Origin of the sequence: Marinobacter sp. (assembly GCF_048269445.1) — a bacterium.
GTDB lineage: Bacteria > Pseudomonadota > Gammaproteobacteria > Pseudomonadales > Oleiphilaceae > Marinobacter.
Map to the genome: position 1 here is coordinate 405,236 of NZ_JBLXIQ010000002.1, position 23,102 is coordinate 428,337.

Sequence of the window (23,102 nt, forward strand, 5' to 3'; positions counted from 1 at the left end):
GCCGGCCGAGGAAAATTTACGAATCAGATACATCAAAAGCCACTGCATATTGCGGGCCACGATCCAGACATATGCTCAATACTTGCACAACTTTGGTGACAGAGCGGTGACACACTGCAAAGTTACGCTACAAAAAGGGCTAAAAAAATGACAAAAAAGGAGGTAGGTTTTACTGCCTATCACGATCGCCCCTGATCATTGCCCGAGAGTGAACGCAGAAGCTGATCCAGGGAAATATCTGCGGGCTGCTCCTTCAGCACGCGCACCAAACGATCCTGCTCGCCAAAGCTGATGCGGTCATAAAAGGGCTCGCGCAGAACCGAAAAAGCAGGCTCTGGTTTGGTTGCTTCTTGTAGAGGGGGCGAAATCTGGTCCGCAAGCACCCGCAGGTGAGTCGCCAGGTGGCTTTTTCGCTCCGGACTGAGGTTTTCCCACTGAAAAGCCCCCAGTCCGGTCTGGACGATTTCGATGACGTCGCTGTCCAGCGTGCGCCCCAGGAGTGCAAAAAGCCGCATAAATGCTTCATAACGCAGCATCGGGTCGACCGGCGCCTGGGTGAAAACCGCCTCCAACTGGTTCACCGCAGTCTCGCACTGAGCTTTAACATCTGGAGCTTTTTCTTGTGCCGTTGCCCCGGGCGTAGAGGCTGGCGCAGGTGTTACTTCCGGGTTCTTGCGAGACACCTTGTGCCAGTATGCTGCGATACCGGCCTTGCGCCTGGGAAGCTGGGACAGGCGTACATTCAGCATATCCGCGAGGGTATGAAATTGCCGGCAGGATGGGTCTGACACCGGTAACAGTGCAACGGGCTTCTGGTTCAGAACAGATTGGCGGAGAGTTTCGTCCCGCCATATTCCACCCATGTAATGCAACGAGATCTCCAGATGCCGCTGAGCGGCAGCGTCCAGGCGCTGGAACACGGAGCGGGCCTGACTGGCCCCCTGAGCCATATTGACAAGAATACTGGGAATCCGGGTATAACCTCTGCGCCGAAGGACCTTGATCAGGGAGAAGGCGTCTGTCAGGGAGGCCGGATCCGGGGTTACCACCATGCAGGCCAGCTCCGTGGCTGCAATCATATGCAGCCCGGTGGCCTGCAAGCCAGCCGCGGTATCGGTAATAACATAGTCATAACGGGTCTCGAGGTTATAGAGCGCCCGCAGAATGCGCAGGCTCTCGGCCTGCCCCATGTCCATGCACTCCTGGACGCCGGAGGCACCGGGAACAATATGGAGACCGTAGTCGGTCTCGAGAATGATGTCCTCAAGCCGACATTCCCCGGCCATTACGTTGGCGAGGGTTTTCCGGGGGTACAGACCCACCATGATGCTGACATTGGCCAGATCGGTGTCGCCGTCCAAAAGTAAAACACGTTTATCCTGTCTTGCCAGGGTGAGCGCCAAATTCAGGGCGACCGAGGTTTTGCCCACCCCACCCTTACCACCGGTAATGGCGATGGTTCGGGGTTGGTTCGGATTGTGCTTTACAGGTTCTCTGGCAGTCATCACCGGTAATCTAGGTCCCTGATTTTACGGTTGCAGGCTTTTTAACCTGTCAAAATTCTACACATATCACGAATCAGATAATATATTGCTTAAAAAAACAGCAATAAGTATTTAATAACGACGTATTATTGTCTAAGCTCTTTCCGGACAACAAGATTGAGTGATCCGTCAGATACTGACTTTATTACTTCGCACGGCAGGTAAGCCTATGCACATTGCGCCTGATCTTCAGTTACCGAGCCTCCCGGAGGTGACCTTGCGGGCGCTCGATGCTTGTCATCAGGACGAAAACTACCGGAAGATCAGCGAGATCGTCTCAGCCGACACAGCCCTGGTAGCCCGCATACTTGCCCTCGCCAACTCTGCACTTTACGGCCCCTCAACGCCGATCCGATCAGTGGACCAGGCTCTGTTACGGCTAGGTACCCGGCGATTCCATACGCTCGTACTTACCGCCGCCCTTCGCCAGCTGCTGTTCGAGCTCGGTGGAGATGAGTGGCAGCAACTCCGGGATTTCTGGCGGCACTCACTGACGACTGCGTTGACCGCGCGGGCGCTTGCCACCCTCACTCGGTACCCGGAGCCGGATGAAGCATTCATGCTGGGCATGCTTCACAACATCGGTGAACTGATCGCTATTAAAACGCCAGCAACTGAAATCAAGCAACACTATCTTGATCATCAGTCCGATATTGCTGCAGAGCTTGTCACGTCCTGGGGCCTGGGCCCCATGGCTGCCGATGCCATGCGATACCAGCAAGCCCTCCCTTCGGAGCTGCGGGACGCCGGCCACCTGGTGAAGCTGATCAGCCTGGCTACCCGGTTGGCGCTTTCCGATGCGGCGGGCATTGCGGCTGCAGGAACGGTATTCGGGCTGAACGAGGAGCTCACCCGTGAGATCAATCGCAGGATCGGGCATGAGGTGTCAGGTATGGCTGCGTCTCTTGGCATTCCTCTGGATGAGAACTACGACGGCGAAAGTGCGTCCAGGCAACTGAAGCAGACCATTCTGCGCCAGGCCATGGCCAGCCAGGCAATCAATCTTGCCAGTGTAACTGACGAAACCGAGGGCATCCTGGCGGAAACGGTCAACAGCCTGACCCTGATCACTGGCCTGCCGGCACTTTGCTTTGGGCATTCAGGTGACAATCTGGTGCTTCTGTCCGGGACCATCGGCGACATCCCGGAACTGGCCGTGACCGCCAAACCGGGCGGCAGCGTACTGACCGAGGCTTTTATTTCCGGACTGCCCGTCAGCCTCGGGGAACGCTCACCAACCGTACTCGACAGGCAACTGCTATCCTTGCTGCACACACCGTCACTTTTGGCGGTTCCGGTTACCAATGGCAACGACCGTCCGGGCGTCTTTGCCCTTGGCACCGACAACGCCCAGCTACCGACGACTCTGGAACTGGCAAACATTTTCACCCGCCAGCTGTCCTCTGTACTCGCGAACCGGCCATTCCCGGACAAAGAGGTCGTCACTGACGGCAAACAACTGGATCAGGAAATAGCCCGTGACCAGCTGCGCAAACAGGTCCATGAGGTCAGCAATCCCCTGACTATAATCCGGCAGTACATCTATCAGCTCAGAGGTCGGCTGGAGGATGCCGACGTTAAGCAGGAACTGGACGTGATCCGGGATGAGCTTGACCGGGCTGGTAACCTTTTACTGCAGATGAGTCATACTGACGCCCCGGACCATGATTCCGATAGCGTTGAGCTGAACCCGGAGCTGGAAAGCCTGGCCCGGATTCTGGAAGATAGTCTGTTCAGCTCCGAAAATCGCGACCTGAAGTTAACACTCTGCAGCCAGCCAACACTGGTTGCCGCCGGCAACACCCGGATTCGCCAGGTTGTAATAAATCTGGCCCGGAATGCAGCCGAGAGTCTTCCGGATGAAGGTGGTACGGTAGAGATCCGCACGTCTTCCCCGGTTTGGCAGAATCAACGCACCTGGGTGGAGCTGGAGATTACGGATACCGGCACCGGAATACCCGGTGAAATCAGGGATGCCCTGTTCTCACCGGTCAGGACCACAAAAGGAGAGGGCCACAGCGGCTTGGGCCTGAGTATTGTGAAACAGCTTGTTGATGACATGGAGGGCATCATAGCTTGTCGCACGGGACAGGAAGGCACGACCTTCAGGATTCTGTTTCCGGCGGCCAGCCATAAAAATAACGAGACCGACTGACGCAGAAACAACGGACGCAGACCGATGGCACCTGAACTCACTGATCAGCCTTTCAGTCACGGGTTTACAGCACGGATTCTGGTGGCGGATGACGAACCCCGCTTGCTGGACACACTGGCTTCGCTGCTGCGTAGTCGTGGTTATGACGTATCAGAAGCCCACGGTGGCAGGAAAGCCTGCGAATTGATCGACCAGCAGAGGTTCGACCTGGCACTTCTGGATCTTCGGATGCCGGAGGTAAACGGTTTTGATGTCATGGCCCACCTTGCCGACGTACAGTCCGATTGCGGCGTAATCGTTGTCAGCGGCGAAAGCTCTTTCAGTTCCGTCAGCCGGGCACTCCGGCGAGGCGCCCTGGATTATATCCGCAAGCCCTTTGACCCAGAGGAATTACTGGCAACTGTCGAAAACGTAATCGGCAAAAAGTCCCTCCTCAAAGCCCACGAGCACATCCAGTTCCGACTGGAAAAATCCGAAGCCCTGCACCGGTACATCGTCAACAGCTCCCCCGATATCGTCTTCATGCTGGATCAGGAGGGCCATTTTTGCTTCATAAACAGCAAGGTGGAAAGCCTGCTCGGATACCGACCAGCAGAGCTCTGCGGCCAGCATTTCCGGAACATCCTTGACGACCGGGATGTTACCCGTGGAACCATGGCCCTTAAGGGCCCCAATATCACCGCCGACAACCCGAGAACCCTGGAAGTCCGCCTGAAAACCCGAGGCAGCCGCCGGGCCACCCGACATTTTGAGATAACCGCATTTCCCATAGACCCCCAGACCTGGCCCCATTCCGGCACGACCCAGGGCAATGGCAACGGCAACGGCGCCCAGTATTATGGAACCGCCCGGGATGTGACCGAACGGAAGGAAGCCGAGGCGTTTATCAACTTTCAGGCCTACCACGACCTTCTCACCCGCTTGCCCAACCGGGCTCTGTTCAAGGACCGCCTCGAACTGGCGATCACACACGCCAAGCGCGGTGGCCAGAAACTGGCGGTGATGTTCCTTGATCTGGATCGTTTCAAGGTCATCAACGATACCCTGGGGCATGCCATGGGGGATCGCTTGCTTCAGGCGGTGACACACAGGCTCGAGAAATGCCTTCGCAAGGGCGACACCCTATCCCGGTTCGGCGGTGATGAATTCACCCTGTTGCTGCCATCCATCCACAACCATGAGGATGCGAGGCAAATTGCAAAAAAGCTGATCGATGCACTTCGAGCGCCTTTCCAACTGGGCGACCATGAAGTGTTTGTCGGCGTAAGCATCGGTATCTCCATCTTCCCGGAGGCTGGCGAGACCATGGATCATCTGATCCAGAACGCCGATATTGCCATGTACCATGTGAAGGCCAAGGGCAAGGACAGCTATCGTTTCTATTCCGAAAGCATGAGCATCGATACTGCCAACCGGCTGAATCTGGAACGGGATCTGCGCCAGGCGCTGGAGCGTGATGAGCTGCGGGTTTTCTATCAACCTCAGGTGTGCTCCAAAACCAACCGAGTGGTTGGGCTGGAGGCACTGGTACGCTGGCAGCACCCGGAAAGAGGCCTGCTCTATCCCCGGGATTTCCTGCCACTGGCAGAGGAAACCAAGCTTATTGGCCAACTCAGTGAGCGGGTTCTCGACCAGGCCTGCCAGGATGTCGGGCGCTGGATTCGTTCAGGCCATTCGGATCTCCGCCTGGCGGTCAACCTGTCCCCCATCCAGGTGGAGCACCCCCGGTTTGTGGAGACCCTGATGCAACAGGTCGAGGCTCACAAATTCCCGGCCGGCAACCTGGAGATTGAAATCACCGAAAATGTGATCATGAATGATCTGGAGCAGATCAGCCAGAAGCTACGCGAACTCGCCTCCTTCGGAGTACGAATTGCAATTGATGACTTCGGCACCGGCTACTCCTCCCTGAACTACCTGCACCGCCTTCCTATACACACCCTGAAGGTGGACCAGTCCTTCGTAAAGGCCATACGCAGCGGAGAAGACGGCGCCTGCATCGTGAATGCCATTGTCGCCATGGCTCACGGTCTCAAACTCGAGATCGTTGCGGAAGGCGTGGAAACCGACGAGCAGCTTGAGTACCTGAGAGGCCTCGGGTGCCATCAGGTTCAGGGCTTCTTCTATGGGCCGGCAAGGCCTGCCGCCGAAATTGCAAAAACTCTGGATATCACGAAAGTTCGGGCTACCTCTTTCGGATAGACGATTATTTATTGTCCGACACTCCTATATGAAAGCGCGATCTGGTTTGCAAAGTATTGCAGCACGTTACATTGTGTATCCGGAAATGCGCATTACTGCACATATTTCTCCCACCCTGTTCTCTAAGCTCAATTCCATCAGGCGTTGACCACCGGTATGTCCGACAGTCTGTTGGACCAAAACGACAAAAATGGTGGCGGCATCCAAGGAACAAGAACAGGCAGCAGTCATCATGCGCGACAAGTACAAGTACATTGGCCCCGTCTACGATTTCCTGAGCGATCTCTACAGTGGCAAAAATATCCACCGCTGCAAAACCGCCATGCTGGACATTGAAACCGTCCAACCCGGAGACCGGATTCTGTTTGCTGGCGTAGGTCATGGCCGGGATGCCATTCGAGCCGCTGAACTCGGCGCGGAGGTTACCGTGGTTGATCTGTCAGAAACCATGTTGCGAAAGTTTGGCGAAGCCCAGGAGAAAGAGGCCCCTCACCTGACCATCCGCCGTATCCACAGCGACATCATGAACGTGGATGAGTTCGAACAGTACGACATGGTGGTGGCCAACTTCTTCCTCAACGTATTTGATGAAGACATGATGGTTCGGGTCCTTGAGCACCTGATTCGCCTGGGCAAGCCAGATGCCAGAGTGGTTGTCGGCGACTTTTGCTACCCCACTGGCAACATCCTCTCCCGGATGTTCAAGAAGCTTTACTGGTACACGGCCGTCTTCATCTTCTGGCTATTTGCCAACAACGCCTTCCACAAGATCTATAACTACCCCGAGCACATGCAGCGCCTGGGCCTCCAGGTCACCGAGAAGAAGCATTTCAAGCTTCTGAACATGAACTGCTATTGGTCCATTCTGGGACGCAAGCAGGCCTGAACAGCATCGCCCAGGGGTCACCCAACAAAAACAATCGGGGAGCAGCAGCATGTCGGATCAGATACTCGCACTGGACAGAATCGGCACGCTGGATAGCGGTTCGTTCACCTTCAGCGAGCGAGTTGGTTATCTGAAGAAGTTCGGAACCCACTCCCAATCGTTTTCAACGCTCCAGCCGGGCATGCAGTATTTTGATCTGCCTGGCATGGGCTACATCGCCTACATGCGGAAATGGGGCGGGACATTTGTGCTCTCGGACCCGGTTTGTGCACCGGGCGATTTCGGCAGGCTACTGGAGAGCTTTCATCAACGCTTCCCGAATGCCAGTTACATTCAGGTATCAAAGCCGGTGGTGGAGTTTCTGCATCTGCGCTTTGGCCTCTACGGCACCCAGTTCGGCAGCGAATCGCGAATCGATCTTGCCAAATGGTCTCTCAGCGGGAAAAAGAAACAGATCCTCAGAACCGCGCTGAACCAGGCGGAAAAGAACGGCATTACCGTCATGGAACGCTTCAGCGACGATCATACCCGGGAGATCTCCGAGGCCTGGATACGCACCCGAAAGTGTAAAAGCAACGAGATCCGCTTTCTGATCCGGCCCATGGAAATGGAATACCGGGAGAATGAACGGCATTTCTATGCCTATCAGGATGGCAAGGCAGTCGGCTTTATCTACTTTGATCCAATTTACCGCAACAACGAGATCATCAGCTACGTGCCCAACATTTCCCGGGCCAATGCCGATTTTCGCCAGGGCATTTTCTACACCCTGATGGCCCACGCCCTGGACGTTTTCAAGGCCGAAGGCGTGCCCTACCTGGACCTGGGACTTATTCCCCTGTCTCTCGATCAGGCGACAGAGCATCAAGAGAGCCGCCTGCTCAAACGCCTGCTGCACGGGCTCTATGAGAAAGGCAACTTCCTGTACAACTTCAAAGGGCTGGAGTTCACCAAGTCACGCTTTCGGGGAGACAACTTCAAGACCTACTGCTGCCACAAACGTTCGATTCCGGCGCTGGAGTTTCTCGCGATGTTCAAGCTGACCCGGCTTCTGTAGGCTTGGCGGGCCAGGTTCCTCTCACCAGCTGCACCGACAAGCCCAGTTCGGACATGAACCGGGCGATACCGTCGGGGGCTGAATCCGAGAAAAGCGCGGCACTGACCGGCGAACGGGCGGGCTCAGTGATGTCCTCCCAGGCATCAGCAACCTGATCGGTCTGCTCCAATAGCCACGCTACACGGCGAGCGATCGCGTCTCCGGAATCCATCCAGAACCGGACGGAAGGCAAACTCGTTTTCAGGCCATCCAGCAACAGAGGATAATGGGTACAACCCAATACCACCGTATCCACCCCGGCCTCACGGAATGCCTTCATGGCTTCCTCGAGCTCATCGACCGGTACAACGCCACCGGAAACCAGATCTTCCGCCCAGCGCACCAGGCCGGGATGCCCTATTCGCTCGACCCTGCAATCGCCAGCAAATTCCTTGATCAACCTGTCCAGATAAGGTCTCCGGATCGTGGCAGGCGTTGCCAGGAGGCCGATACGCCGGTTTCGGGTTTTCGCCGCCGCGGGCTTGATCGCGGGCACCACGCCCACCACCGGCACTGACGTCATCGCCCGCAGGTGGGGCAAGACCACGGTGCTGGCGGTGTTGCAGGCCACCACAATAACGTCGGAGGGGTACTGCTCAAGGGCATGGGCAATCAGGGTGCAGCAGCGATCAACGACCACCGTTTCAGGCTTGTCACCGTAGGGAAATCCGGCGTTATCTGCCAGGTAAACCAGGTCTACCGACGGCAGAAGCTGGTGAATGCAGGCGGCAACGCTCAAACCACCGATACCGGAATCGAACACCAGAACCCTTGGTGGCGCCTGATCGCTCAAACTGGAATACCTCCCCGGGAAATTTCCTTTTCCATCGCCCGGATCAGGCGGCCTGCAATCGTGGTTTCCGGGGGAACCGGTGGTGTGTCACCGGGCAAAAACCAGTCGGCATCCGCGAGCTCATCTTCCTGCAACACCAGGTCCCCTCCGAGGTAGTCAGCGAAAAACCCAACCATCAGTTGATGCGGAAAGGGCCAGGGCTGGGACGCGTGGTATCGGATATTGGTCACATCCAACCCGGTCTCTTCCTTCACCTCCCGATAAACAGCCCCTTCCAGGCTCTCGCCCGGCTCAACGAACCCGGCAATCAGACTGTAGAAGTTGCGTTGGCCCCGTGACGATTTCGCCAGCAATAAACGGTCATCCCGACGGATAACGACAATAACGCAGGGGGCGAGCCTCGGGTACCAGGGAATCCCGCAGGGTTCACACCATTTGGCACGCTCGCGGAGATGAAAGTCAGTTTCCTCACCACAGCGCCCGCAGTAACGGTGGTCCCTCCACCACTGCCAGACCTGGAAGCCGGTACTCAGCATATCCGCGGGGGCATCGCCTATCATCAGCAGAGCATCCCTCAGTGGAATGATCTCCTGTTCTTCAACCTGGCTTTCCGGCAATTCAGTCACAAATACATCGCGATCGCCGAAGGATCCCAAAGAGACGGCGCCAGACAAGCTATCCCCGAACAGCGCGCTGCCCCGCGGGTGCAACCAGCCGTTATCGTGCTTCACCACTCCCGAGCCCACAAGCGCCAGAATCAGGTCACCCTGCTCCGGCGGTCTGTTTGTCCAGCCGGGTTTCCACTGAGTCATCGAGACCACCATTTTATGTGCTACCTGAATAATTATAAGACCAATCTGAAATGTACCACATTGCCTCACTGGCCAAGAATGCAACCTCGCCTTTCCGCTCTGTACTCAACCAAGTAAACTTGGCACCTGTCTTTTCAACGGAGTTGCACTTTATGCGTCTTTACCAGGGCATTCGCAGCCTGATCCTGACCCTTTTTCGTAAGATACTGTTTATCTGGGTCCGGACAGATGTCAGCGGCAACAGCGTTGATGCCCTTGCCCTGGATCCGGACAAGCCGGTCTGTTACGTGCTGCAGTACAGCTCCCTCTCCGGCCGGCTGGTTCTGGAACAGGAAGTTATCCGGGCCGGATTGCCCGGAGCGTCAGAAGCACTACCGGTTAAAAACGGACCGTCACATTCTTTCTTTTTTCTGTACCGCCGTATTGGCGGCTTTTTCCGGGGCCGCCAGGCACCGGCACCCACCAGCGAGTTTCAGGCGCTGGTTCACTACGGCCTCGAGCACCCGGATCAGGATGTCCAGATCGTTCCGGTTTCCCTGTTCTGGGGTCGCTCCCCGGACAAGGAGAAATCCCTGGTAAAACTGTTGCTGTCCGATACCTGGTCCATTGCCGGCAGGCTGCAGAAGCTCCTGATCATTATGGTCCATGGCCGCAACACCTACGTCCAGTTCAATCAGCCTCTCTCACTCAAGCAGGTGATTGATGAATATCGGCATAATGAAGAGCGCGCCAACCGAAAACTGGCCCGGATACTCAGAACCCACTTCCGTCGGGTACGCCAGGCTGTGCTGGGACCGGACCTCTCCCACCGTCGGACCCTCGTCGCAGGTCTGGTGCGGACCCAGGCAGTAAAAGAGGCGATTCGGGAAACGGCCGCCAAAGATGACATTCCGCCGGAAAAGGTTCGCGCCAAAGCCTACAAGTATGCCGACGAAATTGCTGCCAGCATGTCCGTCGTCACCATCCGCATTCTTGAGGTGGTGTTGTCCCGGCTGTGGAACCGGATCTACAAAGGCATCGCCATCAACAACATCAGGGTGGTGAAAGACGTCGCCCAGGACAATGCTGTCGTTTACGTACCCTGCCATAGGTCCCATATCGACTATCTCCTTTTGTCCTACGTGCTCTACAAGAACGGCCTGATGCCGCCCCACATTGCTGCAGGGATAAACCTCAACATGCCCATCGTAGGTCCTATCCTGCGTCGGGGTGGCGCCTTTTTCATGCGCCGCAGCTTCAAGGACAACCCGCTGTACGCCACCGTTTTCAACGAATACATGCATGTGATGTTTTCCCGGGGCTACTCAGTTGAATACTTTGTCGAGGGCGGCCGAAGTCGCACAGGCCGAATGCTGCAACCCCGCCCTGGAATGCTGGCGATGACCGTGCGCAGCTTCCTCCGGGACCACCGCAAGCCCATTGTTTTTGTACCGGTTTACATTGGCTACGAAAAGGTGATGGAAGGACGTTCTTATCTGGGCGAGCTTCGCGGCAAGAAAAAGGAAAAAGAAAGTGTCTTGGGGTTGGCCAAAACCGCGCGCAAACTCAGCAATTCCTTCGGTCGCGTGGCAGTCAATTTCGGGGAGGCCATTCACCTTTCCGAAGTTCTGGACGATGTCCATGACAGCTGGCGGGAGGAAGCCTACGACGCAGAGTACCGACCGGCCTGGCTCAATACGGCCGTGTCCGAACTGGCCTTCCGGGTAGCCTCCAACATCAATGCCTCTGTCGCGGTTAATCCGATTGGCATGGCCGCGACGGTTCTGCTCGGGACTGAGCGCCTGGCCATGGACGAAGGCCAATTGATCCGGCTGATGGATCAGTACGCCGCCCTGCTGAAAGCCTTCCCCTATGCCGAGACAGTCACCCTGCCTGAGGGCAGCGGTAAAGACTGGGTAGCCTACTGTGAGGGTATGGGCCTGATCACCCGACAACCCCAGAAGCTGGGGGACATCATCGCCCTCGAAGGCAGCAATGCCATCCTGATGACCTATTACCGCAACAATATCCAGCACCTGTTCGCACTGCCATCATTGATTGCCAGCCTCTTTGAGAACAAGGATTCCCTGAGACGGGAGAAGATCGTGTTCCTGGCCAGTGTGGCCTATCCCTATCTGCAATCCGAGCTGTTCCTGAAATACCCGGCGGACGAGACCGAAACCGTCATCAATCAATGGATCGATGTGCTGATCGCCCAGGGCTTGCTGAAGCCTCTGGACGACGACCGGATCGGTCGGCCGGACGAAGGCACCGAGGCCATGCTGAGATTGCGGGTGCTGTCACGCTTTATCATTCAGACCGTAGAGCGCTACCACATCGCGCTCGGCATCCTCCGGAAATACGGCTCGGGCAAGATCAGTGCGGCAGAACTGGAAGAGCAGAGCGCGCTGCTGGCCGAACGCATGTCGATCCTGTTTGGCCTGAATGCGCCGGAATTCTTTGACAAGAGCCTGTTCCGGAACTTCATAGCCAACATGCAGAAGAACGGCGTGATCACCACCGATGACAACGGCTTGCTGTGTTATGGCGAGGGGCTGGATGAAGTGGCAGAAGACGCACGACTGGTATTGAGCGTCGAGAAGCGACAGGCGATTCAGCAGGTCACCATGATGGGAGCCTGAGGCTTCAAGCGGGTACAGGCTTACTGCGCAGGCAGGGCCTTGATGGAATAGACATCGTAACGGCTGCTTTTTCCCTCTATCCGTGTGGTTGGATCCGGCCCCGTAATCGCTGGCGCCTTCCGCGGCCGCTTGACGACCACCCGGTAACGGGCGCATTCCAGGGCACCTGCGAGCAGGCGTTGAGAATCATCATCGTCGCCGACAACCGTCCGGAATACCTGCATTTCCTTTTTGACCAGGGCCGATTTATCCCGGTGCGGAAACATCGGGTCCAGATAGATTACATCGGCAGCCTCACCGCCAGCCTGTTCGAGCCAATCAATACTGCTGCCTTCCATCAAGTGCATGTGTTCAATGATCACCGCACAATCCACATTCAGAGAGGCACGGGCCAGGCCATCCGCCAGCAGGGCATGGATCACCGGATTGCGCTCAAACAACGTTACCCGGCACCCAAGGCTCGCGAGGATAAACGCATCCTGGCCAAGCCCGGCGGTGGCATCAACAACATGCAGATTGGCGCGGGTTTTCTGCAGGCCGACAGCCTTGGCAACCAGCTGACCAGCCCCACCGCCATGTTCACGCCGGTAGCCCATCTTGCCGGTGACGAATTCAGCCCGCACCGGCCCGGGCGCTCCCTTACCGGTAACTTGCAGGCCCAGGCCCTGCTCATCAAGGAACAACAGAACCGGGAAGTCGCGAACTTCCCTGGGCCGCACCACCCCCAGATCCTCCAGGAACAGAGACTCGGCCAGAGATTCAGCCTGAAACCTGTCTCCCAGGGGACTTCGGGCAATGGCAATGGTTTGTTGCCAGTCGGCGGGCACTACAGAAGAAGCAGAGGAATCAGACATCAGACCAGAATATCGATCCCGGCCAGGCTGCCGTCGCCGCCAGCGTTCTGACCGGCAGCCGCAACGGAAGCAAACGTAGAAAGGGCCCGGGCGGCGGGCAAGGAGACTTGATCAGCCCGGAATCGTTCGAGACGGACATCTTCCGAAGCACGTCTGGCTTCGACCCTGCGTTCGAGACTTTCGGAGGAGGTTCGGTCACTGACCAGACCCTGGCTGCCATCGGCAAGATCCCGGCGAATTGCTTCACCCGTTTTCTCGGGGTTTGAAGCGGGAGCACGTGCTACATCACTGCGTTCGCGGACCTGGCTGTTGTTGCCGGTCTGCGACGCGAAATTGTTGCCCGGATTAATTCCGCCAATCATGTTCAGATACCGATGGCCCGTTGACAGGAAAACGTGAACTGGAAGTATGGAAGATTATTACCCGGAAGAAAAGACAGCAGTTCAGCCTTCACTCAGGCCAAAGTGATCGGAGTGCTTACCTACCGACCCGGCAGCTTTTTCCAGGCCACTTCGTCCCGGATATACACCGGTTGAGCCTGTTCCGCAGGAACCGCCTTGCCTTGCTGAAATCCGATAGCCGCCAACCGTGCCACCCAGGAAGCACGAAGCACCAGCCCCTCATCGAGGATTTCTACCTGTCCGGTTATTGCGGAGGGCATTGCGGAGCGATATTGCCAGCCTTGCCCAACGCCAAACCAGAAACCGGGCCCCGACGGGAGAATAACGTTTGCAGGAGGATATACCCGCTCCTCACCCAGCAGAACCGGAAGACCGGCACGACATTCAAAACAGCCCCAGTAGACCTCGCCCATGCGGGCATCAAAGGCCACAGCGATACCACTATTCTCGGAGATATCGAGTGTTTCGATCGCGCCCAGGGCAACCGCTTCAAGGGAAGAAACCGGCACCACCGGAATACCCAGCCCCCAGGCCAGCCCCTGTACCACTCCGGTTGCGATTCGCAGGCCGGTAAAGGAACCGGGGCCACAGGCAAAAGCTAAGGCATCCAGATCTGTCGGCACCAGGCCCTGGGCCAAGAGCAGCTCGCGCACCATCGGCATCAGCAGCCGGGTATGGCCGCGCGGGGCAAGTTCAAAACGTTCAGTGATCTCGCCATCAACGAGAAGGGCTGCGGAGCAGCCCTCTGATGACGTATCCAGTGCCAACAGTTTCACGCGTGTGAAAACCTCAGGTCAGGATGCCGTGGATTTACTTGAGCTCGGACAGAATCTGGTCGCGAATGCTGTCCAGGCTGCCAACACCTTCTACCCGCACGTACCTGGGTGCCGCGGCCGAATCCTTTGATGCCCAGTCCTGGTAATAACCGATCAGCGGTGCAGTCTGGTCGTGGTAGATTTTCAGACGCTTGCGAACCGTTTCTTCCTTGTCATCTTCACGCTGAACCAGTGGCTCACCGGTTTCATTGTCCTTGCCTTCCACCTTGGGCGGATCATATTTGACGTGGTAAATACGGCCACTGCCTTCGTGAACCCGACGGCCGGACAGGCGGCTGACGATTTCTTCGTCGTCGACAGCGATCTCAACAACATAATCAATGGCGATCCCCTGATCTTTCAGGGCCTCGGCCTGGGGAATGGTGCGGGGGAAACCGTCCAGCAGAAAGCCGTTCTTGCAATCCGGCTGCTGGATACGCTCTTCAATCAGCGCGATGATGATGTCGTCGGACACCAGGCCGCCGGTTGCCATGACCTCCTTCACCTGCTTACCCAGCTCGGACTCGGCCTTGACCGCCGCCCGCAGCATGTCACCGGTGGAGATCTGGGGAATATCAAACCGTTCGGTTATGAACTGGGCCTGAGTCCCCTTACCTGCGCCCGGCGCGCCTAACATGATGATTCGCATAACGCTGTGCTCCCATTGTAGTCATTATCGTTTGAAAAGCTGTGGCAAAACCCCTGTCTTTGCGACAGCCTCTCCCATCCGGAACAGGTGTCCGCCGGAATCGGCGAGGGCGCATTATACGAAGTCAGCCACCTCAGAGAAAGTCGACCTCCGTATCATGCACCGGAAGTGCGCATTTCCCCGCAAACAACGCCAGGGTGTCAGGATGACAGGGAGCTGGCCAGGGCATCCAGATCTGGAGCCACCCGGTCAATGTCTGCATTAAGCTCATCAAGCACACCCGGCTGCAACCCAAGCGCTTCCGCCAGCGCTGGCACATCATCGGGATTGAACTCATCACCGATGCCACGTTCCTTGAGCAGGCCATTTGCGAGCTGCACCATCAACACGTAATTTTCATGCTCGCCATGATAGCCGGGCTGCTGATGGACGCCGGCCGCTTTAACCACGGGGTCCGGCAGTTGCCACAGGCGATGGAGAATCCCGCCGATGGCACCATGGCCCACCGCCAGAATTTCCTGCCCGTCCCCGTGGCCGAATACCTGCAGTTCAAGGGAATGCATACTGGCTTCGGGGTTGGTTTCGCGGAGTTGATTAAGCTCGTCAAATTCTGTGGGGAACAGGTGCCCCACCAGCAACAGGCCAAAGTTATGAAGCAACCCGCACAGATAGCCGAGGCCTTTCTCGGCACCGCATTTTTGTGCAAGGGTCTGGCACAGGAATGCACAATACAACGAGTGACGCCAGAAATTATCCATCCCCAACATCCCCTGCCGCGGCACCTCAAATGCCCTGACAGACGCGATGCCAAGTGCAATATGGGCGACGCGATCAAATCCGAGCACCCGGGTTACCGCTTCCTGGACCGAATTGATCTGGCCGGGATAGTTGAACAGCGCTGATCGGGCATAGCGCATGATCTGGGCCGTCAGACTGGGGTCAAACTCGATGAGCTCGGCCAACTCACGCGCGGTGGCTTCAGTATTTGCGGTCAGCCGGAGAATGCGCAGGGCGAGAGCTGGCATCGGTGGCAGGCGATAGAGTTTCTGAAGTTTGTCGGCCACTTCATCCAGGGTCAGCGCCTCACGATTGCCGTTGCCCTGCCCACGGATGACCAGGTGCCCTTCCTTGGCACCCGCCAGCGCCAACCTGAGAGACTGGCCATCCATCTCTACCAGCGAGTGACCGGTACCGCTGGAGAAAAGCACCCGCTCGGCCTTGATGACATCTTCATCCACTACCACTGGCAACTCATAAGCCTGGCCTATGGGTGGTGTGAAGCCCGGATCGCAGTCCCCGAACAGGCGCATGGTCTGGCGGGCGGTCAGGGGCTGCAATCGACGACCGGTCAACTGGTAAACCGCATCCGGGTCAAGGGAGCTGTCAAACTTGTGAACGGCCATCACCACACCGCTAATATCAATCAGCAGTGTGGCCTGAATAAAATCGGCCTGGGGTAGCCCTGAGGCGATAACCGCTGAATCCATGCTGGTTACCTGGTCAATCGGCAACTCCTGGAAACCAACACCCTTGCGGGCCAGAAAACGCTCCAATCGTGCAGCCAATGCCACAGCTTACTCCTGTTGTCCAACGTCAGTGGCCGAGGGTATCCGGCCTCTTTCCAGCACCATTAGCCGGTGTTACGCATGCCCGCAGAGATACCCGCCATGGTGACTTTCAGGGCCCGCTCTACCAGCTCAGGCACTTCACCTTTGCCCTCACTTTCCCGATCACGTCTGAGCAACTCCGCCTGCAGGTAATGCAGCGGATCTGTGTAAGGATTGCGGACCCGCATGGAGTGGGCGAATACCGGTTCCGCTTCCAGCAAGTCGGTCTGCTCCTTGAGCTCCAAGAGCCGCTCAATACACCCCTTGAGTCGTGTTCTCAGGCTTTCCCCGAGGGCCTTGAGTTTGTCATCGTCCAGCAAGGTCTGCTCATAATAGCTGGCAATGCGCAAATCCGCCTTGGCCAGCACCATCTCCAGCATATCCACATAGGTGCGGAAGAAAGGCCAGCCCTGCATCATCTCCCTGAGGACGGGGAGCCGATTATCCCGGGCTGCGTCTTCCAACGCCACATCGCTGCCGAGCCAGCTCGGCAGCATCAGCCGCATCTGGGTCCAGGCGAAAATCCAGGGAATGGCCCGAAGGCTCTCCACGCCACCCGTCGCTTTTCTTCGTGCCGGTCGACTCCCGAGTGCCAGTTTTCCTAACGCCTGCTCCGGTGTTACCTGGCGAAAATAGGGTACGAAGTCCGGGTTCTCGCGGACAACATCCCGGTAGGCCTTCAGGGACCGCTCCGTGAGCCAGTCCATGGTTTCCCGCCAGCTGTCTTCCGGCTTCGGTGGTGGCGCCAGGGTCGCTTCAATAACCGCCGTGGTATAGAGCGTCAGGCTCTGCACTGCCAACCTCGGCAAACCGAACTTGAAGCGGATCATTTCGCCCTGTTCAGTAATCCGGAAACTGCCGTTTACCGAACCCGGTGGCTGGGAGAGGATGGCCCGGTTGGCCGGGCCGCCGCCGCGACCGACGGTGCCGCCCCGGCCGTGAAACAGGGTCAGATGCACACCATACTGGTTCGCAACGTGGGTGAGCTTTTCCTGGGCCTGGTACTGCGCCCAGGCTGCCATCAGCTGGCCCGCATCCTTGGAGGAGTCGGAGTAACCAATCATCACCTCCTGGAGGCCCTGGCAATACTCCCGATACCACTCCACCTCGTACAATGCAGCCATGCTCTCAGGGGCACCACGCAGGTCGTCAAGGGTTTCAAACAGGGGCACCACACGCATCGGATACTTCATACCCGATTCCCGCAGCAGCAGAATGACGCTGAGCACATCGGAAGGCTTGCTGGCCATTGAGATCACATAGGATCCCAAAGCCTGGGGCGTTTGCTGAGCGACGACTTCACAGGTGGCAAGCACCTCGCCAACCGACTCCGAGGGCTCCCAGTTGCGAGGCACCAGGGGTCGCCGACCCTGGAGCTCCTGCACCAGAAATGCCTGACGTTCCTGCTCGGACCAGGACAGGTAATCCCCCAAACCAAGATAATCCACCATCTCGGCAACCGCTTCGGCGTGACGGCTCGCCTCCTGGCGAATATCCAGCCGGATCAGAGGCAGGCCGAAAGTGTGAGCCCTGCGAATGGTATCCAGCAGCGGACCATTGGCGATGGATTCCAGGTCACACTCAACCAGGGACCGGTGACAGAGTTCCAGGGGGCCGGTGAAGTCTTCGTTTTCAAACAAAATACCAGTGGCATCTGCCGGTTCGCCGTTAATGCTCGCTTCGGCCCAGTCGCGGGTTTTAATCAGCCGGTCACGGAGTTCGGCGAGGACATGGCGATAGGGTTCCCGGGAGTCACCGGCAACAGCCATCAGCTCACCGCTTGCCTGCCACATGGACAGTTCGGCTCTCAATGCCTGAATATCCCTCAGGTAAAGATCCGCCGCCATCCAGCGGCCCAGCAGGAAAACCTTGCGGGTAACCTTGTGCGTCACGTTTGGATTACCGTCGCGGTCGCCCCCCATCCAGGACGCAATCCGGATCGGAGACGCCTGCAAGGGCAGCCCTTTGCCGGTGGCCCCCTCCAAAGAGGTGTCGAGGCTTCTCAGAAACTGCGGCAACGCCTGCCAGAGGCTGTTTTCAATTACGGCAAAACCCCATTTGGCTTCATCCACGGCTGTTGGCCGCTCATGGCGAATCTCGTCGGTATGCCAGGCTTCTGTCACCAGCTGGGACAGGCGGTTGGCAATTTCCTCGCTCTCCGCGGGCATCAGGTCATCGTGGTCCAGCCTGGCCAGGCAATCCGACATTTCATCGTATTTCATGATCAGTGTACGGCGGGCCACTTCTGTGGGATGAGCAGTCAGCACAAACTCGATCCGCAGGTCGGCAACCCGCTTGTGAAGCTCCTCCGGACTGACGCCTCCGGTTTTCAGGCGATCAAAAACCTCACCAAGAGATTCAACCATGAGATCAGACTGATGGCCTCGTTTACGCCGTATGCCATGGTATTGCTCAGCCAGATTGGCGAGGTTCAGAAACTGGTTGAAGGCGCGTGTAACCGGCAGGAGTTCATCATCGCGCAGTTTTCCCAGCAAGCTCACCAGCCGCTGGCCGGAGCCACTTTCCTGAAGGCGGTCCGCTTTTGCAGCAGCCCGGATTTCCTCGATCAGCTCATAACAATCCTGCCCGGGGTGTCGTCGTATGCTCTGGCCCAGCAGCTCGCCCAACATTCGCACGTTTTCTCGGAGATCGGGGTGTAGCTCAGTCACATTGGCGTCCTTTTGAATTGACGGAGGCGAAGTAAACTTACGATACTAAGGAACAGTCGAGAAAGTCTATTGGCGATTCAAGCCTCTAGCTGTAAGGAGCCATCATGAAGGTTACTGATCTGCCCAAACACTGGGAAAAGCAAAAAGAGCTGGTGGAGCGCACGCACGATTACAATTTGCGCCTTCCACTGGAGGATGCTGCTCGGGTGGCGGCACTTGCCGAGCTATACCCGGACCGCAGTGAGAGCGATATTCTGAACGATATGATTGGAGCGGCCCTGGACGATCTGGTTCGCCAGAGCCCGCTCAAGGACAGGCTTGAAGGAAAGGACAAGCCGGTCAAGTAGGCAAGGGCGGGCGGTTAACCGTTAACCGCCCGTCAGGCTACTGATTCCAGCTGGCGAGCCTTGAGGCGCTGGATGTGCTTCTGGCTCAGACTGACAAACCTCGGAGTCAGCCCCTGATCTTCGTAGATCTCGAAACCATCCTCATCGTAAGCCACCACCTTGGTGCCCTGAACATAGGGGAAGCTGGTTTCCATCTCATCAAGTGCTGCGGAAATCAGATCCCGCATCAGATCCTGGGATGACTTCATTGGATAGAGCGCTGCGAGCTTTTCGAGGCGCTTGTGATGCTGGTCAGACAACGCTGTGAAATACGCGTCTCGGGTAAGCCGACCACGAGCATGCTTGTCCCAGTAGTTGACCAGATCTTTGATTTTCATGGTGCCTTCACTCCTGCATCTTTTTGATGGCGCGCGGCGCACAAAACCCGTGCATCCGTTTCCGGAAGTGTAGACGAAGCCGTCGCTCCGCGGACCAGAAAATTGGTAACGGATTGTACTTACCGGGCGGCTCTGTCAGTCAGCATTTTCCGCTCCGCTCCACGCCTTTAACCGCCTTCCAGACGGCATCCAGCGCCTCCAGCGATTCTTCGTCCATGTTGCGGCCCTCGCGTTCAAGCACTCGTTCAATCGCCCGGAAACGGGCATCGAATTTGTGGTTGGTTCGCTTGAGGGCCTGCTCAGGATTGACCTTCATAAACCGTGCCAGATTTACACAGACAAACAGAAGGTCGCCCAGTTCATCCTCCACGGCATCGGAATCCCCCTTACCTGATTGCGCCGCTCCCCAGGCTTCCTTGAGCTCGTCGATCTCCTCGTGGAGTTTGTCGAACACGGGACCGATATCCGGCCAGTCAAAACCGTGGCGGGCCGCCCGTTTCTGGAGCTTTTCTGCCCGCGCCATGGCCGGCAGGGTTCGGGCAATGCCATCGAGCCGGCTAGATGACTCGCTGGTACCGGTTTCGGGCGCCAATGCCCGCTCTTCCGCCTTGATCCGCTCCCAGCTTTCCTTGATCCAGGCTTCATCCGGCCGATCGTCCGGATCAATACGGCTGTCCAGAGTCCCTGCGGGGAAGACGTGGGGGTGCCGGCGCACCAGCTTCCGAACCAGGTGATCAACCACACCGTCAAAGTCGAAATACCCGTCTTCCCGACCAATCTGGGCGTAGAAGATCACCTGAAACAGGAGGTCACCCAATTCATCTTGCAGGTGCGGGTAATCCTCGCGCTCAATGGCGTCGGCGACTTCGTACGCCTCCTCCAGAGTATGGGGCACAATGGTTTTGTAGGTCTGCCGGGTGTCCCACGGGCAGCCGGTCTTCGGATCCCGGAGCCGTGCCATCAGGGTTTTCAGGTCGTCAATGGTGTAGCTCATCCGCGCTTACGCCTTACATCAATGATATTGGGCAGGTTACGGATCTGCGCCAGCAAGCGGGCCAACTGCTCCAGACTGGAAATCTCCACCGTCAGTAACATGGTCGCTGTATTATCGTCCTTGTTACTCAGGGTATTCAGTGCCAGCACATCACTCTTGGACGACGAGAGCACCTGTGTAATATCCCGTAGCAATCCGGACCGGTCATAGGCTTCAATCTCAACGTCCACCGGATAGACAGCCGCCGGCCGGCCACCCCAGCTCACCTCGATTATCCGGTTCGGTTCAAACTCCCGCAGATTCAGGAAGGTTAGGCAATCCTGACGGTGCACGGTCACTCCGCGCCCTACGGTGATATAGCCGCCAATGGCGTCTCCGGGCAAAGGCTTGCAGCATTTCGCTACCTGGGTTTTTAGCTTGCCTACGCCAAGAATCTGGATATCGGATTCGGTATCGTAAGGCTTGCGCCGCTGGCTGCTTAGCTTGAGGTCCAGTTGCTCGGATTTCGGCTCCAGCATCTGCTGGGCTACGTTGGCGACATGGGCCGGGCGCAGATCGCCGGCACCAACGGCTGCAAACATATTCTCGGCGTTTTGGTAGTTCACCTTCACTGCCAGCTCACCGAGATCCACATCGTAAAGCGATAGGCGCCTGAATTCGTCCTCAAGGATAGCCCGACCGTCAATGATATTGCGGCCGCGATCCTGTTGCTTGAACCAGTGCGTTACCTTGGCCCGGGCCCGGGAGGTCTGGATGTAGCCGAGGCTCGGGTTCAGCCAATCCCGGCTGGGGGCCGGATTGTTGGAGGTCAGAACAAACACCTGATCCCCGGTTTTCAGCGGATAAGTCAGTGGCACGATACGGCTGTTCACCCGTGCTCCGCGACAGGCATGGCCGATCTCGGTGTGGACCCGATAGGCAAAATCCACCGGGGTTGCACCTTGGGGCAGATCCACCACATGACCCTCAGGCGTAAAAACGTACACCCGGTCCGATGTCACGTCGGATTTCAGATGGTCCGCCAGCCCGGACAGGTCGCCAAGCTCTTCCTGCCATTCAAGCACCTGGCGCAGCCAGTTGATCTTGGCATCGTAACCCGTGGACTTGTTGCCTTTGTCGGTGCCCTTGTACAACCAATGGGCACACACACCCAGTTCCGCTTCCTCATGCATCTTGTGGGTACGGATCTGGACTTCCATGACCTTGCCTTCCGGGCCGATCACCGCCGTATGCAGCGACTGGTACCCGTTTTCCTTGGGGTTGGCAATATAGTCGTCAAACTCGTTGGGAATATGGCGCCACAGGGTATGGACGATCCCGAGAGCCGCATAGCAGTCCCGTACTTCCGGGACCAGGATACGAACAGCGCGGACGTCATACACCTGAGAAAAGTCGATACCCTTACGGCGCATTTTTCGCCAGATGCTGTAGATGTGCTTGGCCCGGCCGGAGAGTTCGCCCACAATACCGAACGCTTTCAGTTCTGTCTGCAGAGTCTCAAGCACCCGCTTGATGTAGCCTTCCCGATCCAGGCGCTTCTCATCAAGCAGCTTGGCAATCTTTTTGTAGGCGGAGCTATGCAGGTAGCGGAAGGACAGATCCTCCAGTTCCCATTTGATGTGGCCTATACCAAGTCGATGGGCCAGCGGGGCATAGATATCGAACACTTCCCGGGCAACGCGCATGCGTTTTTCTTCAGTGCCATTCTTGACGGCCCGGATGGCGCAGGTCCGCTCCGCCAGCTTGATCAGGGCAACGCGGACGTCGTCAATCATAGTAACGAGCATCTTGCGAACGTTGTCCAACTGGCCTTCACTCTGCCCCAGTACATTGCCCTTGAGTGGGTGATGAATGGAGGAAATCGCGGCCATTTGCTGAACGCCGTTGATCAGGCCTGCGACCTCATCACCAAATTCCTTGCGGATATCTTCAAGAGGAACCCGTTCTTCACGAACGGCCCGATACAGGATCGCCGCCACCAGACTGGCCTGATCCAGATGCAGCTCCGCCAACACCTGGGCCATTTCGAGACCAATACGGAAACTGCTGGACCCAGGCGCCCACAGGCGGTCTTCCCGAAACGCCTGCAGATCAATCTCGGCCGCCTTTTCGCAAGCTCGCCGGAACTGCTCAACGTTTTCCAGATATGTCTGCGAGGCAATCTGGTTTACCCAGCCCTCAATATCCACCTGGCCATCGCCAGTTATTGCGTAGTCTTCGCGAACTTTTACCATATCAGTCTTGTTCTTCCTGATGGTTCACGCAGCCATCCCTGACTGC

At 57.2% G+C, this 23,102-nt stretch carries 18 protein-coding genes; 6 read left to right on the forward strand and 12 right to left on the reverse strand.

Going from position 1 to position 23,102, the window contains the following annotated elements:
• Positions 1-179: 179 nt before the first annotated feature.
• Positions 180-1,505, reverse strand: coding sequence for an AAA family ATPase (locus ACN0XM_RS05240; RefSeq protein ID WP_417565865.1), 1,326 nt, complete (start codon positions 1,503-1,505; stop codon positions 180-182).
• A 208-nt stretch (positions 1,506-1,713) separates the two neighbouring features.
• Between ACN0XM_RS05240 and ACN0XM_RS05245 the strand changes: the two genes are divergently transcribed.
• From ACN0XM_RS05245 to ACN0XM_RS05260, 4 genes are all read left to right on the forward strand, one after another.
• Complete coding sequence (locus ACN0XM_RS05245) at positions 1,714-3,699, forward strand: HDOD domain-containing protein (protein ID WP_417565866.1); 1,986 nt, start codon at positions 1,714-1,716, stop codon at positions 3,697-3,699.
• Between the two features lie 24 nt (positions 3,700-3,723).
• Complete coding sequence (locus tag ACN0XM_RS05250) at positions 3,724-5,901, forward strand: putative bifunctional diguanylate cyclase/phosphodiesterase (protein ID WP_417565867.1); 2,178 nt, start codon at positions 3,724-3,726, stop codon at positions 5,899-5,901.
• A 232-nt stretch (positions 5,902-6,133) separates the two neighbouring features.
• The gene (locus tag ACN0XM_RS05255; RefSeq protein ID WP_417565868.1) at positions 6,134-6,787 is read left to right on the forward strand and encodes a class I SAM-dependent methyltransferase; all 654 of its coding nucleotides are present in this window, start codon (positions 6,134-6,136) and stop codon (positions 6,785-6,787) included.
• A gap of 49 nt (positions 6,788-6,836) precedes the next feature.
• Positions 6,837-7,844 (forward strand): DUF2156 domain-containing protein, encoded by a 1,008-nt coding sequence (locus tag ACN0XM_RS05260; protein WP_417565869.1) that lies wholly within the window; start codon positions 6,837-6,839, stop codon positions 7,842-7,844.
• On the opposite strand, the gene murI is transcribed toward ACN0XM_RS05260, so the two are convergent.
• On the reverse strand, positions 7,822-8,676 hold the full coding sequence (gene murI / locus ACN0XM_RS05265; protein ID WP_417565870.1) for a glutamate racemase: 855 nt from the start codon (positions 8,674-8,676) through the stop codon (positions 7,822-7,824). The genes ACN0XM_RS05260 and murI overlap by 23 nt on opposite strands.
• Entirely contained in the window at positions 8,673-9,488 is an 816-nt protein-coding gene (gene nudC, locus ACN0XM_RS05270) for an NAD(+) diphosphatase (protein ID WP_417565871.1), read from the reverse strand. The genes murI and nudC overlap by 4 nt, the downstream gene beginning before the upstream one ends.
• Before the next feature lie 152 nt (positions 9,489-9,640).
• Between nudC and plsB the strand changes: the two genes are divergently transcribed.
• The gene (gene plsB, locus ACN0XM_RS05275) at positions 9,641-12,109 is read left to right on the forward strand and encodes a glycerol-3-phosphate 1-O-acyltransferase PlsB (protein WP_417565872.1); all 2,469 of its coding nucleotides are present in this window, start codon (positions 9,641-9,643) and stop codon (positions 12,107-12,109) included.
• Between the two features lie 20 nt (positions 12,110-12,129).
• On the opposite strand, the gene ACN0XM_RS05280 is transcribed toward plsB, so the two are convergent.
• The 6 genes from ACN0XM_RS05280 to ppc all read right to left on the reverse strand — a co-directional run bounded on the left by ACN0XM_RS05280 (position 12,130) and on the right by ppc (position 19,104).
• Positions 12,130-12,963: a class I SAM-dependent methyltransferase gene (locus ACN0XM_RS05280; protein WP_417565873.1), complete on the reverse strand. Its 834-nt coding sequence runs from the start codon at positions 12,961-12,963 to the stop codon at positions 12,130-12,132.
• Positions 12,963-13,325 (reverse strand): UDP pyrophosphate phosphatase, encoded by a 363-nt coding sequence (locus ACN0XM_RS05285; protein ID WP_417565874.1) that lies wholly within the window; start codon positions 13,323-13,325, stop codon positions 12,963-12,965. The genes ACN0XM_RS05280 and ACN0XM_RS05285 overlap by 1 nt, the downstream gene beginning before the upstream one ends.
• A 119-nt stretch (positions 13,326-13,444) precedes the next feature.
• Entirely contained in the window at positions 13,445-14,140 is a 696-nt protein-coding gene (tsaB, locus tag ACN0XM_RS05290) for a tRNA (adenosine(37)-N6)-threonylcarbamoyltransferase complex dimerization subunit type 1 TsaB (protein ID WP_417565875.1), read from the reverse strand.
• A gap of 34 nt (positions 14,141-14,174) precedes the next feature.
• Complete coding sequence (gene adk / locus ACN0XM_RS05295) at positions 14,175-14,828, reverse strand: adenylate kinase (RefSeq protein ID WP_417565876.1); 654 nt, start codon at positions 14,826-14,828, stop codon at positions 14,175-14,177.
• 200 nt (positions 14,829-15,028) lie between these two features.
• Complete coding sequence (locus ACN0XM_RS05300) at positions 15,029-16,399, reverse strand: HDOD domain-containing protein (RefSeq protein ID WP_417565878.1); 1,371 nt, start codon at positions 16,397-16,399, stop codon at positions 15,029-15,031.
• Positions 16,400-16,458: 59 nt separating this feature from the next.
• Positions 16,459-19,104 (reverse strand): phosphoenolpyruvate carboxylase, encoded by a 2,646-nt coding sequence (gene ppc, locus ACN0XM_RS05305; RefSeq protein WP_417565879.1) that lies wholly within the window; start codon positions 19,102-19,104, stop codon positions 16,459-16,461.
• A 104-nt stretch (positions 19,105-19,208) separates the two neighbouring features.
• Here ppc and ACN0XM_RS05310 point away from each other — a divergent pair, with 104 nt between their 5' ends.
• The gene (locus ACN0XM_RS05310) at positions 19,209-19,451 is read left to right on the forward strand and encodes a hypothetical protein (RefSeq protein WP_417565880.1); all 243 of its coding nucleotides are present in this window, start codon (positions 19,209-19,211) and stop codon (positions 19,449-19,451) included.
• Positions 19,452-19,483: 32 nt separating this feature from the next.
• Here ACN0XM_RS05310 and ACN0XM_RS05315 read toward each other — a convergent pair whose 3' ends face one another.
• The 3 genes from ACN0XM_RS05315 to relA all read right to left on the reverse strand — a co-directional run bounded on the left by ACN0XM_RS05315 (position 19,484) and on the right by relA (position 23,056).
• Complete coding sequence (locus ACN0XM_RS05315) at positions 19,484-19,828, reverse strand: pilin assembly protein (protein WP_099619282.1); 345 nt, start codon at positions 19,826-19,828, stop codon at positions 19,484-19,486.
• A 139-nt stretch (positions 19,829-19,967) separates the two neighbouring features.
• Entirely contained in the window at positions 19,968-20,822 is an 855-nt protein-coding gene (mazG, locus tag ACN0XM_RS05320) for a nucleoside triphosphate pyrophosphohydrolase (RefSeq protein WP_417565881.1), read from the reverse strand.
• Positions 20,819-23,056, reverse strand: a complete 2,238-nt coding sequence (gene relA, locus ACN0XM_RS05325) for a GTP diphosphokinase (RefSeq protein WP_417565882.1) — start codon at positions 23,054-23,056, stop codon at positions 20,819-20,821. Before relA ends, mazG begins: the two co-directional genes overlap by 4 nt.
• Positions 23,057-23,102: the final 46 nt, after the last annotated feature.

What these genes read in the sequence shown, in the direction of transcription:
- ACN0XM_RS05240 (WP_417565865.1), bottom strand. Translation starts at nt 1,505, where the DNA reads ATGACTGCCAGAGAACCTGTAAAGCACAATCCGAACCAACCCCGAACC.
- ACN0XM_RS05245 (WP_417565866.1), top strand. Translation starts at nt 1,714, where the DNA reads ATGCACATTGCGCCTGATCTTCAGTTACCGAGCCTCCCGGAGGTGACC.
- ACN0XM_RS05250 (WP_417565867.1), top strand. Translation starts at nt 3,724, where the DNA reads ATGGCACCTGAACTCACTGATCAGCCTTTCAGTCACGGGTTTACAGCA.
- ACN0XM_RS05255 (WP_417565868.1), top strand. Translation starts at nt 6,134, where the DNA reads ATGCGCGACAAGTACAAGTACATTGGCCCCGTCTACGATTTCCTGAGC.
- ACN0XM_RS05260 (WP_417565869.1), top strand. Translation starts at nt 6,837, where the DNA reads ATGTCGGATCAGATACTCGCACTGGACAGAATCGGCACGCTGGATAGC.
- nudC (WP_417565871.1), bottom strand. Translation starts at nt 9,488, where the DNA reads ATGACTCAGTGGAAACCCGGCTGGACAAACAGACCGCCGGAGCAGGGT.
- plsB (WP_417565872.1), top strand. Translation starts at nt 9,641, where the DNA reads ATGCGTCTTTACCAGGGCATTCGCAGCCTGATCCTGACCCTTTTTCGT.
- ACN0XM_RS05280 (WP_417565873.1), bottom strand. Translation starts at nt 12,963, where the DNA reads ATGTCTGATTCCTCTGCTTCTTCTGTAGTGCCCGCCGACTGGCAACAA.
- ACN0XM_RS05285 (WP_417565874.1), bottom strand. Translation starts at nt 13,325, where the DNA reads ATGATTGGCGGAATTAATCCGGGCAACAATTTCGCGTCGCAGACCGGC.
- adk (WP_417565876.1), bottom strand. Translation starts at nt 14,828, where the DNA reads ATGCGAATCATCATGTTAGGCGCGCCGGGCGCAGGTAAGGGGACTCAG.
- ACN0XM_RS05310 (WP_417565880.1), top strand. Translation starts at nt 19,209, where the DNA reads ATGAAGGTTACTGATCTGCCCAAACACTGGGAAAAGCAAAAAGAGCTG.
- ACN0XM_RS05315 (WP_099619282.1), bottom strand. Translation starts at nt 19,828, where the DNA reads ATGAAAATCAAAGATCTGGTCAACTACTGGGACAAGCATGCTCGTGGT.
- mazG (WP_417565881.1), bottom strand. Translation starts at nt 20,822, where the DNA reads ATGAGCTACACCATTGACGACCTGAAAACCCTGATGGCACGGCTCCGG.
- relA (WP_417565882.1), bottom strand. Translation starts at nt 23,056, where the DNA reads ATGGTAAAAGTTCGCGAAGACTACGCAATAACTGGCGATGGCCAGGTG.